Raw genomic sequence first — 15,561 nt, 5'->3', positions numbered from 1 at the left:
CCCGCATAGGGTTCCTTGCGCGCGATTGGCGCGTAGGAGCGCGGCAGTTCGCGGTGGGGCGAGCACGCGTCCCAACTTCCGCAGGCTGGCCTCAACTTCGGGCGGCACCTGGGAGGGCACGTAGTCCGGCGGCGGCGGCGGCACTGCGGCGCAGGAGGCAAGGAGGAGTCCGGCAAGGGCAGCAGCGTGGCGCACGGCTGTCCTTCCGCAAGTAAGCTGCCCTCTGGAATGTAGCGGTTGTTCCCGCGATCAAACCTGCGGGCGTGCCAGTGCAAGCCAGGGGCCGAGGCCGACGCATTGGATGTCCGCTCCGGGGTCGGAAGCAGACATCCGCGTTGATTCGTGCTTAGGTCGGAATACCCGCCACTAGACGCGCTTAGACGGCCGCCATGAAGAGTCGGCCCAGGCTGTGATACCGAGGAGCAACTTGGCTTCGATCCAGTTCGGAGCCAGCCTGAATCTGAGGTGGCCGGTGTGCTCTTTCAGCATGGCGTCCATACGCTCTCTCGACCTCACTTGATCCATCCCGTTGACGCACCGGAGCATTCGTTCCGGAGGCAACTCGAGCCCCTGAATCTCCCTCGCCAAGAACTCCTCCCTCAAGGTGATCATGTCAAGCCTGCCCACGATGGAGAAATCCGGGCCTCGATAGTCAGTGCTGACGTGAGCGTATAGCGTGACAAGGTCACACAGGCAGAGGACGCCAACGACACTGCACGTAGCCGCACATCCTTCCACGGCTATGTAGTGGGAAGGCCGCCGCTCAGTCTGGACTTTCGTGTTCACGCCGAGCCGCACGCGGATGTCAGGTTCGTGAGCAGAACAGCTGCCCCCTACTAGCCACTTTCGCAGGCCATCGCTGACGATTTCGGAGCCGATTCCGAAGCGCGTCATAAGGGCTATGTACGACTTCACCGCTAAGCGTCGGATATCGTTGTCGAGCCGGATCCGCAATACGCCTCGGATCTGGTCACCAGGGATCTGACTGACGCGGCGCGTCGCCGTTTGAGGATACTTTCCACGTTGAGCTCTCTCGAATCCGGCTGCGACTCTCAACGCCTCCGCTGATGAAGACGCAATGATCCTGCTGCCCCCGCTGGGGTGAGCTACAACATGGACACCAGATGCCCGCATCGTGAGACCGGGGTGTAAGTCGTACGAGATCCCATCCGCATCCACAAACGCCTTCTTCCACGCAAGATCTTTCTTGGGCAGCTTCACGCCATTGAGGGATAGTGCGACGAGTAGCGGTGTAAGGGACTTGTAAATTCGCCCTTCGAAACTCTGACCAAACGAGTTGTTGCACGTCCTGCAAGCGCGAATGACTGTCGTTCCGCCTAGAAAGGCAGGGAAGATGTGATCCCCTGAGTCTGAAGCGCGGTTTCGGCAGTAAGGGCACAGGGAACCCTGCGCCGTGCTGCTACCTTGGCTCGATGACGTGCTGCTCTGCATCGCGGGTTCTGAGGCGGAAGTTTCTCCAACGTCGTTTTGCACGGCAACCTACTCAGGGAAGTTCGTTCATAGAGGTGAAGGCAGCGAAGAGGCCGCTTCAGCTCACTGACGTAGCGTGCGGCTCGGATCTCTCGCTTGCTCACCTGTCCCCGTCTGCAGGGTCGAGAGCTGAATGAGCCGGGCTCCCTTGAGATCGAGAACAAGCGCGTCATCCTGCCGAGGGCGGTACAGGACCACGTTCTCGCCTCGCGCAAGGACCAGCCGGCCGCGGAGCACGGCGCCAGTAGCGGGAACCACCTCCACACACGTTGCCGCGTATCGGGTCGCTCGGCTTCTTCGCTGCTGCGGACGCTGGACTGCGGCCCAGCGCGTGCCAGGCCCAGGTAAACAGGAATCCGCTTGGAAGACTGTCGCAGCGAGGTAGTTGTCCGCCCCGCTCATGCCGAGCATCGGGGCGGCGGATAGAACGGTCAGCAGAGCGAGGGCCGCGACTAAACTCAACCAGCGGAGGGCGGCCCCGCTAGCCATCGCTATGAAGACCGCGAGGCTAAAGAACTTCACGATGGGACGCACGGTCGCATCGTCGAAGGCTTGCGTGACGGCTCGCCAGAGCTCGCTGTTTCGCAGACGCGGGACCAAGTGCTGCACCACAAAGTAGGCGGCAGCAGCAAGCAACGAAAGGACTAGCACTGCGAGGCCACAGACGGCACCCGCTTCGAGGATCTCATCAGAGCCCAGGTCATCAAGCGCCTTAAGCAGGAAGAGAAAGTGGCCAAGCAGTCCTCTGCCGGCGAGCACAAGGAGGTCTAGCACTGAGTTGAAGAACACTCCGGGATCGAGTCCGAGCCTTGATGCCAATCCGAGTGCGACCCCGTATCCGTACAAAAGCCCAAGGGGTGTGAGCGCGGCAAGTACGACCGCAGCGGTCTGTAGGACCCGGAGCGCAGTGCGCGCGAAGGTGATAGCGGACGGACTCGGTGCGATCTCCCGCACTGCGGCAGCGGCAGCCGATCGACCTGCGCCCCGGCGGGCCAAAACTCTTCCCATTCTTCCCCTCTCCTGATCGGCCGCTATTCTGTGGCACACCCAAGCGGGCGTGCGGCCGAAAAATGCCCTGAGTAGCCTCAGCTCGTGCAAGAGTTGTGCAGGCAGGCCACACCAACGGCGTCCGGGCGTCGCCTGCGCCAGGCCTGCGTGAGGCTTGCGGAAGGGCCTGCGAAAGTGCCTGCGGCGGCGCCCGTTTCTTACTCGCGTAGATGCCTAATTAACGCGGGTTACCTCCCTATGCACACTGGCGGTAACGCACAGCCCGGGTTACCGTCAACCAACGTACACAGGCGTGCGCAGTAAGGCGCCGCGGCGCGACATGCCGATCTCGCTCGCTTCTGCGATGAGTGACGCCCTACTGGAGCGATGATGGCTGGTCGTCAGAGTGTCTTCCGGTGCCCGCAACTGCCACACATGAAGCAACGCGCCTCCCAAGCGTTCTGCTTGATCGAGATTGGCGCTCGCGAAATGACAAGGTCCCGGCCCTGTCAATCCTACTAGGGCATAGACGCCGAACGGCTTGAATCGCCATCGTAGCTCATCCATACTGCCGTGGGTGAATCTGCCCGCATCTCATCTCAAGGGCTTCAACGAGAGCAGCCACACGATTAACGCAGGGAAGAGGAATGGCTACGACTTGGAAATACATGCCCATCCTGAAATGGAAGCAGGGTGAGCGCATTGCGCTGAAGAATTTGACGCCAGTCCAGTGGGAACATATCGTTCCGCTGCTCGAGCTGCTGCCCATCATCGCGACACCCGATTCCGTAGGTCTGCGTGCGGAACTCCCGGCCTACCTAGAAAAAGCCAGTAAGCAGCTCGTGGAGGCCTTGCACGAGGATGTGCCGCTCGTGATCGATGTCAGTCACGTCGCGCCGGCTTATCCGCACCAAGCCAGACTCTTGCGGGTTGTTTGCGATTCGCTGCGCAAGTCGACGAAGCGCCAGATCATCCCTGTTATCACGCAAGCAACGCTGTCAGGCTCCCCCGCTGACGTTCAGGCTTTGGCGACCTTCGCGGAGTTCGTTGTTCGAATTGCGGCTCCGTTCAACCACGCGGAGGCGGTCACGAACATCGTGAAGCTGTGTGTCGGCGCCGCTCTGCCAAAAAAGTCGCTGCACCTGGTGGTCGACCAGCGCTCGATCGTCTCGCAAGCTCCGGCGCCCAAGTGGACGGCGATCCAGCCATACCTGACCAGCGCACTTGCCAGCGGCTGCGCGAGTACCACTCTGGCCGGAGGATCCTTCCCGATGAATTTGATCGGCATCAAACAGGGCATTCACGACTTGCCACGAGTCGAGTGGCAAATCTGGAAGCTGCTGCGTAAGCACTCCGAATACGACGTCGTACGTTTCGCAGACTACACTGTGAGCAACCCGGAGCTAGGTCCGGACGTCGATCCCCTGCAGGTCAATCCGTCTGTGGCTATTCGGTATGCGGCAGATAGCTTCTGGCGCCTGTACAAGGCCGGCGGCTTCAAAAAGGGTGCGCCCAACCAGTACAAAAGCCTATCGAAGCTCTTGATCAGCGATCCGATTTACAGCGGGTCCACCTTTAGCTACGGTGACAAGCAGTACGAGCAGGCCGCTACGAACCCTAAAGTTGGAAACGGGAATCCAAGTAGTTGGCGTCGGGATGCGACAAGCCACCACTTGGTGCTGACCGCGTCGGCACTTTGATGCTAAAAGTCCGGTTCAGCAGGAACTGAGCCACGGCAGTTCGCAGTGCGCTCAATCCGAGCGTGCGTGCGAGCTCAGCCTGCAGCTGCGTGCGCGTGGCGCGTGTGCTGGTCTTGTGCTGTTCGGCTTCAGCCTGCAGTGCCAGGAGGGCCTCATCCCGCCACAAGAGCATGGCTATGCTCTGAGGATCTTGCCGATCGTGCAAGCTTGCTTCGCGCAGCGTCTCACCCACCAGCGCCCCGGCGGCATTCCGGCTTACGCACATGACCCCCCACCAGGACGGAACGATCTTCAGCGCACCTTGGGCATGAAGCGGTCCAGTCACGATGGTGATGCGATCGAACACACGGTTGTACGCATGGATCTGATTGTGCAGCCGACCGAAGTCGTCCGCGTCGCTCTTGAGCTCGTACGCTTGTAGCTCCGAGCCAATCAAGGCCAAGTCGACCCGGGCGGAGCCGTGCTCAATCTGGAGTTCTTCGAACATGCGCGAGCCTTCTCGCATTGCGCGCGAAGCGAGCAAGTCCCGTATGTACGCACGAAGCTCCCTCTCGGAGATTGACGTCGGCTGCATCACGGCGATTATACTAGGAATATATGCCCAGAATCGCACGCCCGCCGACGGCAGAAGCCATCAAGGCGCGCGCAGCGTTGGAGCGCTATCTGGCAGCGGCCGACATGCCGGCGAATCGACTCGCGCGTGAGGCCAACGTCGCGCAGCCAACCCTTTCCAAGTTCATGACGGGGCGCACGAAGTCGGTGCCGCCCAGCATCCGGAAGGTACTCGCCTATGCTCATATTGAGCTGAAAACGGGAATAGACTCATCTCCGGCGCAGGTGGATAATCGAAGGCTACGTGACGCACTAGCCCGTACTTGGGATGGCTCCGCCAGTCATGCCGAGGCGCTGGCAGCAGTAATCGAGGCTGTCGGTCCTGTACTCCTTAGGCACGTTCATCAGAGATCCAGAGGGAGACAGCCGTGACGTTAGCCGCCAAGACACTCTACGAAACAGTTGCCCAGCTTGGCCTGACGCGCGCGCAGGTGCGCAAGTTGTTGCCGCATTGGTGGGACCCGGTCCTGGAAAAGTCGGCGGATGGAGTGGCCGAACTCGCCGTCCACCTAAGTCGGCGTTTGAGCGTGGAACTACAGGCACTGACCGAAGGGCGTCTCGTACCTAAGGGGGCGGTCTCTCGGCTAGCCTATAAGCACAGCAGCAATCTCCCCGAATCCTCCCTAGCCTCGGCCAGCTTCATTGCTTCCTCCTTGGCGCAGGCGGTTCTTGGATCAATGGAGCAGCCCTACAGGCAGCTGCCGCAGGACACCGCCGAGTTGCGGCGCCTCGCCAGGAGCGTGCAGTCTGGATTGCTTAGCTTTGACGGTCTGCTCGAGATGTGCTGGTCGCACGGCATTCCGGTTATTCCGCTGCCGCACCTACCGGTGGGCGTGCGCAAGATGGATGGCGCCGCGCTGCAGGTGGGCGACCGCCCGGTGATCGTCGTGGCCAAGAAGAAGTCTTCGCGCGCTTGGCTTAGCTTCATCCTGGCTCACGAGATAGGTCACATCGTGCGTGGTCACCTGAAGGCCGGCAGCAGCATCGTGGACATCTCACTCCAGGAGACGACCGAGTACCTGGCTGAGTCCTCCTCGGATCCCCAGGAGACCGAGGCAGACGAGTTCGCTTTGCAGCTCTTGGGGGGCAAAGAGGTTGAATTAGAAGTGGCAACGTGGCCATCAAACGCCTCGCCGGTCGAACTGGCCGTGAAAGGGCGAGAGGCGGCTGCGCGGTTCCGGATCGAGGCCGGGCACTTTGTGCTGCGCAATGCGTTCCTCTCCAAACGTTGGCCGGAGGCAATGATGGCCCTGCGCTTCCTTAGCGAGGACGTCAATCCTGAGGCGACGCTGATCGGGCACCTGCAGGCGCATCTGCGAATGGACCTGATCGCAGAAGACCTCCAGGAGCTAGTAGCCCGGATCACCGGCTGGGCCGCGGTTCAGCAACGATAGTGAGACTTGCGATCGACATCGACGCGGCTGCAAAGCTGGCGCACTGGGGGCTGCTGCCGCATATCCCCGCTCTGCTGAACACAGATTGGAAGGGGTGCATTACGCTCACCTCGTTGCGATTCAGGGCGCAGAAGGCGCTTCAAAAGCCCGACGGGCGGGTGTTCCACTGCACCGAAGCTGCCCAGGTTGCGCTTGATCTTTGCGCCTCCGTCGGCCTCCCACCTGATGTCACTCTTCTGACCGAACTGCAGGACGTGCAAGGCATTGACGCTGGAGAAGCCGTGTTGCTTTCTGCGATGCACATGGATCGTGATCTGTGCCTGCTGACAGGAGACAAGCGAGCCCTCCGCGCGCTCTCGGCCGCCGCGCCCGAATTGCGAGGCGTTTTCGCAGGCAGGGTGGTTACTGTGGAACAGGTGCTCGGTGCCGCGCTGAACCGATTCGGGCTCCTTTGGCTGCGACAAAACGTCTGTCCGTACCGGCATATCGATAAGGCCATCCTCATCATCATGGGGAGCAGGTGCGATGCGGGTGAGCCGAGCGTGCGGGAGGCGATCGACGCGTATGTCATGGAGGTGCGGGCTCTGTGTGATCCTTCATTGCTCTACCCTCTTGGCGATTGACCGACCAGACGGCTGGCCGCCCTCAGCGAACCTACGCAATTTGCAAGCAGTCAAACGCTCAGGTCTGACGCTCTGAATATCCGCCGCATTGAAGCGTGTGCCGCGACCTGACCCACGTAAACGCCTAGTTATCCTAAGTTGACTGCGTGGGCGACCTGCTGCGCTCGATCGCGGAGTGGCCAGCTCTGCGTTCCAGCACAGAACAACCGATGATCAGGGGCGCCGACGCGGCGCTTATCGTGTCGGGCCGGCCGGCCCGCCGCTGCGGCCGTGCAGTCCACGCCCGCCGCGCGAATGCGCGCGGCGGACTTGAAAGCCCGGACACCTCAGCTCTTGAGTCTCAAGCCCACGTAGTACATGCCTTGCGCGTCTCGACGTGCCTCAAAGCCGAGATCCCTAAGCCGGCGAGACCACGCCCTCACATCAACGCCGGGAACGCCCTTGGCATCAGCGAAACGCAAAAAGTGCGCGTGTGCATCGGCGGCCCGCATTTTGCTGCGTTCATTTCGCACGCACGCTGTACTGACCCACCACTGCACCGGGTCCGCCTCGCGCCGAAGACTGCGGATGAAGTTCTTAGACGCCTCTGAAGTAGCTAATCCGCCATTGGCGTGGTACTTGACCGCAGAATGAACCAGCAGACGCAGAATCCCAACGCGCTCATCAGCCCAGAGCTTCTCCTCCAAGGCGGTATCCACCTGGGCGTCCCGAAATGATGCGTGAAACGGGAGCGGAGCGATGCGCCGCCACATCGCACCGTCGTCGTGAGCAATCCTGGGCGTTCGATTGGTGGTCAGCCAAAGCTTTCCGGTCGGCTTGAAGGTGCACATCGGGCCGTACGCATGCCGTGCCGTGATCTCGTCGCCACCGGCGATCTGCTTCACGAATGCATCGTCGACCGCGCCGCTCGACACGCCCTCGGAACACAAGATTAGACGTGGACCCTGCAGTTGGGCGAGGGCTGGGCTTGGCGAATTCGGATTTCCTGAGTAGGCCCTCGCCAAAACATTCGGCGCGATCGTCGCCGCGTACGTTCCCATTACACGCTTCACCAAACGAGTGAACACGCCCTTTCCATTCGAGCCGCCGCCATGAAGCATGAAGAACTTCTGTTCCCTCGTGTGCCCGAACATGGTGTAACCAACGCACAGCATCAGGTCCCGCACGAGTTCCTTGTCTGCTTGACAAACCTGAAGCACAAATGACTTGAAGCGTGGTGCCGTTGCACCTTCTTCGAACGGCGCGTCGGCCTGGAGCCGAAGCATGTCTTCGGGACGTGCGGCACGGAACAAACCGGTGCGCAGGTCGACCACACCATTACGGACAGCGAACAGGTTCGGGTCTGCATCGAAGTCGGCGACATTGACGTGAAGGTAGCGAAGAAGCTCCATGTGGGAGATCACGGCGCGCATCGCCGCCGCAGTGCGCATCCGCTTCCCAAGACCGAGTTCATCGAGGCCTCTGGGCGAACGACTTACACGTTTTACGAAGTCGTGAAGCTCTTGGAGGGCCGCATCCTTGCTTTCGACCCACACAACGCCTTCAAACCGGTACCAGCGGTTTGACTGCGGGTCGAAGCGCAAAGTCTTTTCATTGATTTTCGCGAACATCTCGGCGAAGTCCATGTCGTCCGTGACGGAAGACTCCCATCCACCCTTGCCAGCCATGTGGAAGATCGTCCGAACAGTGAGACCGCGGGACGCATCAAAGCCAACCCAAGCCCGCTGTTGTTCGCCGGCCTCGAACTTCGCCGACCTCCTTGACCAAACATCCCAGACCTGGCGGGCACGTTGCTCATCCCCGGTGCTGTGCAGTGCCATCCCCACTGCCAACCAGTTGCTGCGGCTCTCGGGGTCAATCGACTGAAGCGCGCTCTCGACATCGTGCCAATCGATATCGGTTGGATGGCGCGCGTCCGAACTCGCCACGGCGGCCGGCGGGGAGACGAGCGGCCGCAGGCCGAGTCCTTGCACCAACTGCTCAACCGAGTACCGCGCGCGACTGAGGTCGCAGGCCAACATCTCAGCCATGAATGGCGGATTGACCTTCCAGTTCAGCGTGCCCGGCATCCGCATGGCTCGAGGAGTGTCGTGGATCACCGCATCCGTCGAGAATCTTGCGGCGAGTTGTTTCTGAAGCTGTCCGAAGTCCGCGACCGAGCAGTCCGAAACGAGCCAGTGCGCGTGGTACTTGCCGGGCGACGTGCGAACAAGGACGTGCGGGGGGCAGGGGAGATCGATGTACGTGCTCGGCTCGCTGTGTCCGGAGTCGTCATCGATAAACACAGCATTGATTCGCTCGACATCTTCAGAACGACGGCGCCCGCCTTTGACTGTGTTCACCGTGAGGGCGACTCCATAGCCGCTGGCGTTCGCGCGGCTGATCTCGTTATCGAGCTTGTTGAGCGTGCCGGAGAGCGTTCGAGCGCTGCCCGCGGAACCGGGCGACGGGATAAGCTGAATCACCGCTTTCCCTTTGCCGTGAAACGCCTTCTTGAACCTCAGGCGGGTTTTCTGTTGTTCCACGAGACGCGCGAGATTTTCTTGATTGTGCTTCATGATGATTTGTGTAGGCGGTGTAGCAAGTTCGCGCCCCTCCCCAACGGGGACGCGAGGAACGTGCTTGTTTGATTGGTCTAAAGAAAAAAAGAGAGTGCGGAGCGCTTACACCCCACACTTCCTACACGGGGCAGTCTCTAGTGGTTGTCGTGGGGGCGCGGCCGCGGGCAGCACGCCTCTCACCTGTGCGGTGATGTAGTCGTCCACGTCGCTGGGGCTCCCACCGTGCATGTAGCCGTTCGGACGAATGGAGATTCGCCGCCGCGATGCGGTCGCAGAAGGCGAACGGCACCGCCCAACCCTTCATGTGGTGATGACACTGGGTTTCTCCTGTGGCGGCGAGGCGTGGATGCCTCAACCGCAACCATTTACAGTTTGCGAGTCGTCAGGCGACCGTGGAGTACACGCGCTGCTCACGCGCGGCCGCCCGCAAGAGATCGCCCACACGCGAGCGATGTGCGCGCACGCCCGGTGCGCCACGAGCACGTGCCGCACTTATTCCAGAGTGCAACCGCCTGCCGCGGTTGGGGGAAAAGAGACAAGGACGCGCGATGCTCCGCGCATCTATGTGGATGCACGGCGCTACGTCGCCTGCGTAGCATCCCGTTCGGCGATGCGCCTCTTGATGAAGGCGTCTACCTCTGTCGCCACCCACCGAACCGTGCGAGGTCCCACACGGACTGGCCGCGGAAAGCGACCGTCCCTCATGGCAGCGTAGAGACTCGAGTGCCCCAATCCTGAAATCACCTGAACTTCGGCCTCGCGCAAGAGCGCGGCCTTCACCTTCGAAGGCATACCCTTCATCCTGAACTCCGTTGAACTGAGGTTCAGTGGACTACATGGTCGGCGTTAGGTGTCGAACTTGCAGCGTCGCAAGTCCAACTTGCGACAAGCGGAGCGGGTGCGGGGCCCGCTCAGATCGGACGTTGATGAACGTGCGCCGCAGCAAATCGAACTTGCGGCAAAGCGGGCCGATAAACCGCTACTGGCCGAAGCCGCCTGTCTTCAGTCGATTGCGAGCGCTACTGATGTGTTTCGCCATGGTGCCCGGCTTCTTAACGAACTCGAGCGTTTTCGGGAAGGCGGACGCGGCAATCTCATGCAGTATTCTGCTGACGGCTTTAGCGTCCAAGCGCTCGCCGTCTAGCACACTTCGAGGCTCTCGATCTCCGCGAGCGATCTCCTCAAGCAGCTCCGCCAACAGACCGAGCGTGGGGTAGGCGTACCGGTCCCCTTTCTTCTGCAGAACGGGTGCCGGTGAATCGAAGAAACCTTCGCTCGCGTCGTCTACGTTCGCGGTCGGCAGCGGGCTAGGCCGGCGCCCAGTAGCGGCCATTTCGTAAGCTGCCACTGCGTCGCTGGGAGTCGTGGCCGTGAACGATGGGCTCGCGACAAGCGACTTTAGTCCTTCGGGCGGCTCGATCAGCCCTTGAAAGGGGCTTAAGGGAGACCTCACCAGCGCCACGAAATGGCTAAGGGAGATCCAGGTGGCTAGAACCTGCTCACGATACATCGACGGCTCACCGAGTAACGGCTTCAGGCACGGATTGCCAGCGATCATCTGCAAGGCGGCTACCTTGAGCAGCTGGTCGTACAGGGTAGCAAGCGGATGATCAGACTCGGTGTCGTGTATGCCAGCTCGTCGCGCATCTCCGGGACGGACATTGAGAAGGTAGAACAAGCAGTCGCGGACCCTCGCAGCCGGCCTCGTTGCTACGACGTTCCAGTTTGGGCTCGGCGTGTCGGTGTCAGTGGACAGCACGGGTGCAGCTCCGCGTCGCCCAGACCCTCCCGCTGCAGTTTCAGTAGCTCCCGCCTTTGCGTTCACCAATTTTGCCATCGCGTCCCACTCCCATCTCCACGTGCCGGGTGTAGCGCCCTGCACGTCGGGCGCGTAAGCGAAGTGGAGAGATGTTCAACTCACGAAATCGCCATATTATGAGTAGTGGAGCCGTCCCTGATGCCGAAAGGGCGCGGCGCCGTGAGGCTAGTCCGCGACGCGTGATCAGAGAGCGCGCGCTGTGCGGCTATGACAAGGGGACAGGGGGACATACATGGCTGGAAAGCTCGACTCAGATGGCGCGCTCAAATCTGCGATCGATTCGGTGCAGGCCGCAACGGCAACTGCGGCGTGGGCGCAGGAGTGGTACGCGCGACTAGGTGCGTTTCTCGTGGAAGTCAGGGCTGCGGCTCCATCAAAGCTCGCCGACCCGGCGTTCCTGCTGCGCCTATGGGACGAGAATCCTGTGGCAGGCACAGGAGCAGGCACGGTCAAGATTGCGCCGGCGCTGAAGAACGAGCAGTTCCGGGCTTGGTTCGCAGAAGAGGCTTCGCGCGCATTGCCCTCCGACCGGGTCCAGGCGGAGGCGCAGCTGAAGCACTTCTACACGGAGCTGCGCACACGAACGAAGGAGCTGTGCGGGCGCACGCCGAGTCTGAAAATCAACAGGGTGCTGTGTGCGCTGTACCCCGACCATTTCACGTGCCTGGCGGACGTGGGCGCGCTGCTTACTCTGCACAAGGAGATGGGAGGATCCACGACCGATCACCCGATCGACGCCCATCAAGCTATCCGAAGCCGTGTGGACACTGTGCTTGGCGCCGCGGCTGCGGACGACGAGGAGGTGCGGAGGATCTGTCTGCCTTGGCTTCTCTACGATTGGCTGAATCGCGAGAACGTAGGTGAGTCGGAGCAGGCGGAACTCGGAAGCCCAGCGACCTTGAAGCCCTTGCCGGCCACTCTCCGGCGGAAAGGGCTCACTGCCATGAAAGGCGGGTTCCAAACTCTCCTTAGTTTCATGGAGGATCTTCGGGAGGGGCTAACCCGGGAGGAGTTCGCTAGCTTGATGCAACAGGCGAACCCGGATCTGGCATCCGGCAGCCTAGGCGCTGCAATCAATGTCGTTGCGCGCGAGTTCGATCTGTGCCGCAGAGAAGGCGACACGTATCGGCTGAGCGCACGTGGACTGAACCTCCTTGAGACCCAGGACCCTGATGAACTCAGAGACCACCTGCTGACGAAGGTACTTGGGATCGATCACGTTCTGACGCGGCTCGCGCGTGAACCTTCCACAAAGCCTGAGCTTGTTTCTCTGCTGCAAACGATCCATCCGGGATGGACCTCCGACTTCGCGCCAACCTCATTGCTCGGTTGGCTCGTGAGCCTTGATCTCATTGCGCTTCGTAGTGACCGGAAGTACGCGTTAACACCTCGAGGCGTGCAGTGGGCCGAGCTGGTGACCTGGACTCCGCAGGCACTGCCTAGTCAACCAGACGTCCCAGCCGAGAAGCTGCAGCCGGTCAGCGCCGGCACGCTAGGCCTTCCTTCGTTTACCCAGCTCACCCAGCGCATAGCTGCGCTTGCTGGATCCGGAATGAGATTTGACCCACTGCTAGTCAGCCAGCTGCACGCGGGTCTTTGGGCACACCCAGTTAGGCACTTTGCGGTGCTTAGCGGAATCTCCGGTTCTGGAAAGACCCAGCTTGCAGTGAACTATGCGCTTGCTCTCACTGGCAGCGAACAGGCGACAACCACAAACGTCCGCATTATCCCTGTTCAACCAGGCTGGTTCGACCCCAGCCCGCTCCTCGGGTACGTGAATCCGCTGCAGGAGACCTCGTATAGGGGCGCGCCGTTTCTCGAGTTGCTACTGCGGGCCGTGGACGACCCGACGCAGCCCTACGTGGCAGTTCTAGACGAGATGAATCTCTCCCACCCGGAGCAGTATTTAGCGCCGGTCTTGTCCGCGATGGAAACGCATGGATGGCTCGATCTGCATCAGCTCGGTCAAGATGCGATTGCTGTGCCTGCACGCGTTCAGTATCCCGCCAACCTGGCGATCATCGGCACGCTTAACATGGACGAAACGACGCATGGCCTCTCCGACAAGGTGCTTGATCGCGCGTACACCTTGGAGTTCTGGGACATCGATGTCGATGGCTTTCCCGGCTGGAAGACGGCGGATCTGCCCACAGCATTGAAGGAGAGGACGAGGGCGGTCCTGAACGGCCTCGGCAAAGCGCTCTCACCTGTGAGACTTCACTTCGGCTGGCGAACGATCGATGACGTCGTCAGGCACATGGAGTTCATGGCGACAGTGACGACGGTCAACGGCGACACACTTGATGCCGTGATCTACGCCAAGGTGTTGCCCAAGCTTAGAGGGGACGCGAACCCGCGATTCCAAGACGCGTTGCAAGACGCGCGTAAGGTACTCGGAGACCATGATCTGAAGCGTTGCGAGCGCAAAGTTAAAGAAATGCAGGAGGACCTCAAGCAGACTGGCTCCGCCCGATTCTGGCGCTGAGGCCCGGAAAATGTTTGCTCTGAAGCAGACGAAGCTGCCGCAGCAGCCCCCCCTGTTCTGCACAGGTGAGGGCAGCGTTGTGAGCGGACTGCGGGAAGACGTCGACTACACAATCGATTGGTCGCCGCAGTCTCCGGGAGACCGTATTTTCATTGATGATGTCGAGATCACATTCAATCCTGACGGCCGCTATCACTGGCGGCCAGCCTTCTATGCCGGCAGAGTTCCGGCAGACCTAATCGGAGCCAGCGGTGATCTCCGTAGGTACTGGCTTGATGTCGGCCCATCTCCGCTGAAGTCCGGTGATGAGTGCTTTGCTGAGATGGTCCGCGACATCCGGCAGTTTGATCCGGGTCTGCTGCTTGGGGATGCCGCAGCTGGTATGGTTTTTGGTCGGGAGGGCAAAACCGGCCTGTTCACCGACGACGTTCTACTCTCAAGGGTCCGCACCTACGGCCCGAGGTTCCTCGGCGCGGTGATGGAGATCGTGAAGGTACCGCACAGGGCGCTCTCGTCGGAGACTCACAACCTACCGCTATCCCGAATTCGGCGCCTTCATCCTGGGGCACTGCGCGACCGCCGGCTTCTCGCGCTTGCCGCCGGCAAGTCTCAGCCGGGGGAGGATCTGGACTCAGTGCAAGTTCGGAGCCTCTCTATTGCCCCCACCTTCGATACACCGGCGAACAGAAGCCTGGTGGCGCTTCTGAGTCGGATGCTGGCTGTACTGCGGCGCCTGCAAGGCGTAGTGCTGCAGTGCGGCTTGGGAGCGGCGCGTGAGGAGCAAGAGGTGAGGCGCGATCGCCGCCTTGCGGAACTGGGCTCATTGGAAGCACGCGTCATCGCCATCATGAGGGCTCTTCCCTTTTCGGAAGTCACGCGCGCGCAGACATCCGCGGCGGGCTTGACCCAGATCGCTGCACAGCCTCTGTACAGCCGCGCTTACAGGGCGGGGTGCACTGCGTTGCGGACTGGCGTCGAAGGAGATGACCAGTTCGACCTACTGCACGTCACGCCCTCATGGGGCATATATGAGACATGGTGCTATCTGGCAGTGTTGCGCGCCCTCGCAGAAGTCACTGGCAGGCCCGGCGAGGTTTGCAGGGACAGGTTGATACCTTCGCAACTTGCGTATCGGTTTCATCTGGGCGGAGGTGACTCTTTGGACGCGTTCTTCCAGGCGACCTTCTTGGCGGAAGGACCAACTGCGGCGCGCAGGGCGTACAGCATCAGCAGGGAGCGAAGGCCTGACATAGTGCTGGTTCATGCCACCCCTAGCTCCAGTCGCGCGATGGTGCTGGATGCGAAGTGGCGAAGTGGGCGCGACAGGATCTTGGAGTCCATGGAGTCGGCGCACATCTACCATGATGCGTTGCGCTTCGATCAGAGGTGCCCCGAGCCATGCCTCATCCTCCTACCCGCCCCCACGAGCGTTCCATCCTTGGAAACAGCAAAGTTTGTCGGGGAACACGGCGTTGGCGCACTGAGCGCGTTCGCGGTCGGTCTACCTGGACGCGCGAACCTCGTAGCCTTAATGGCGGACTGGCTCGCGGCGAAAGGGGTGCCACAAGGAGCAGCGCAGGCTCGGTGAATGAGCGGAACGACACACGCAAGCCGGGACAACACAGCTCTGTAATCGACAGTGGGCTTTGACGGGTGTCTCGTGCAGATGACTGGCTGCTGCGGACGTGCAAGTGGGGGCGGGCGGTCTCTCGATACCCATCGCAGCGGTCCACACATTGCCGCGCGGTAACTCTGGATAACAAGGCATTTACGTGAGTTAGCGGTACTAGGCGCCCCAGAGGAGGTTTCTGGGAGCCGCCTTGGCGCCGCTGCTTGGGTTGGCGGGCGGGCAACGCGGTGCAGCGATGCGCTACCGGCCTCCGCCGCAC

General features: G+C 61.2%; 11 protein-coding genes and 1 pseudogene. 5 read left to right on the top strand and 7 right to left on the bottom strand.

Annotated elements, in window-relative coordinates; all coding sequences use genetic code 11:
• Window positions 1–366 precede the first annotated feature (366 nt).
• The 3 genes and pseudogenes from EZ313_RS17350 to EZ313_RS17345 form a co-directional block, all read right to left on the bottom strand.
• Complete coding sequence (locus EZ313_RS17350; RefSeq protein WP_240788690.1) at window positions 367–1,221, bottom strand: hypothetical protein; 855 nt, start codon at window positions 1,219–1,221, stop codon at window positions 367–369.
• 45 nt (window positions 1,222–1,266) lie between these two features.
• Window positions 1,267–1,452, bottom strand: a pseudogene (locus tag EZ313_RS23800) (HNH endonuclease); the annotation flags it as partial.
• Window positions 1,453–1,554: 102 nt separating this feature from the next.
• Window positions 1,555–2,589 (bottom strand): hypothetical protein, encoded by a 1,035-nt coding sequence (locus tag EZ313_RS17345; protein ID WP_205960421.1) that lies wholly within the window; start codon window positions 2,587–2,589, stop codon window positions 1,555–1,557.
• Between the two features lie 536 nt (window positions 2,590–3,125).
• On the opposite strand from EZ313_RS17345, the gene EZ313_RS17340 reads away from it, so the two are divergent.
• Window positions 3,126–4,178: a beta family protein gene (locus EZ313_RS17340; RefSeq protein ID WP_135264512.1), complete on the top strand. Its 1,053-nt coding sequence runs from the start codon at window positions 3,126–3,128 to the stop codon at window positions 4,176–4,178.
• On the opposite strand, the gene EZ313_RS17335 is transcribed toward EZ313_RS17340, so the two are convergent.
• Complete coding sequence (locus EZ313_RS17335) at window positions 4,096–4,752, bottom strand: sce7726 family protein (RefSeq protein ID WP_167772638.1); 657 nt, start codon at window positions 4,750–4,752, stop codon at window positions 4,096–4,098. The genes EZ313_RS17340 and EZ313_RS17335 overlap by 83 nt on opposite strands.
• 406 nt (window positions 4,753–5,158) lie before the next feature.
• Here EZ313_RS17335 and EZ313_RS17330 point away from each other — a divergent pair, with 406 nt between their 5' ends.
• Entirely contained in the window at window positions 5,159–6,184 is a 1,026-nt protein-coding gene (locus EZ313_RS17330) for a M48 family metalloprotease (protein ID WP_135264510.1), read from the top strand.
• Window positions 6,184–6,807 carry a hypothetical protein gene (locus EZ313_RS17325; RefSeq protein ID WP_135264509.1) on the top strand — a complete coding sequence of 208 codons (624 nt, stop codon included), beginning with the start codon at window positions 6,184–6,186 and terminating at the stop codon, window positions 6,805–6,807. Before EZ313_RS17330 ends, EZ313_RS17325 begins: the two co-directional genes overlap by 1 nt.
• A 326-nt stretch (window positions 6,808–7,133) precedes the next feature.
• Here the strand turns inward: EZ313_RS17325 and EZ313_RS17320 are convergent, their stop codons facing one another.
• From EZ313_RS17320 to EZ313_RS17310, 3 genes are all read right to left on the bottom strand, one after another.
• Complete coding sequence (locus EZ313_RS17320; protein ID WP_135264508.1) at window positions 7,134–9,365, bottom strand: phage/plasmid primase, P4 family; 2,232 nt, start codon at window positions 9,363–9,365, stop codon at window positions 7,134–7,136.
• Between the two features lie 582 nt (window positions 9,366–9,947).
• Window positions 9,948–10,160 (bottom strand): helix-turn-helix transcriptional regulator, encoded by a 213-nt coding sequence (locus EZ313_RS23795; RefSeq protein ID WP_135264507.1) that lies wholly within the window; start codon window positions 10,158–10,160, stop codon window positions 9,948–9,950.
• 187 nt (window positions 10,161–10,347) lie between these two features.
• The gene (locus EZ313_RS17310) at window positions 10,348–11,127 is read right to left on the bottom strand and encodes a hypothetical protein (protein ID WP_205960420.1); all 780 of its coding nucleotides are present in this window, start codon (window positions 11,125–11,127) and stop codon (window positions 10,348–10,350) included.
• A 292-nt stretch (window positions 11,128–11,419) separates the two neighbouring features.
• Between EZ313_RS17310 and EZ313_RS17305 the strand changes: the two genes are divergently transcribed.
• Both EZ313_RS17305 and EZ313_RS17300 read left to right on the top strand, forming a co-directional pair.
• The gene (locus EZ313_RS17305) at window positions 11,420–13,672 is read left to right on the top strand and encodes an McrB family protein (RefSeq protein ID WP_135264505.1); all 2,253 of its coding nucleotides are present in this window, start codon (window positions 11,420–11,422) and stop codon (window positions 13,670–13,672) included.
• Between the two features lie 10 nt (window positions 13,673–13,682).
• Window positions 13,683–15,260, top strand: a complete 1,578-nt coding sequence (locus EZ313_RS17300) for a DUF2357 domain-containing protein (protein WP_135264504.1) — start codon at window positions 13,683–13,685, stop codon at window positions 15,258–15,260.
• Window positions 15,261–15,561 lie beyond the last annotated feature (301 nt).

It is taken from the genome of Ramlibacter henchirensis, from assembly GCF_004682015.1.
GTDB lineage: Bacteria > Pseudomonadota > Gammaproteobacteria > Burkholderiales > Burkholderiaceae_C > Ramlibacter > Ramlibacter henchirensis.
Note: the sequence above shows the minus strand (reverse complement) of the source record. Positions and strands in the feature narration are given on the sequence as shown.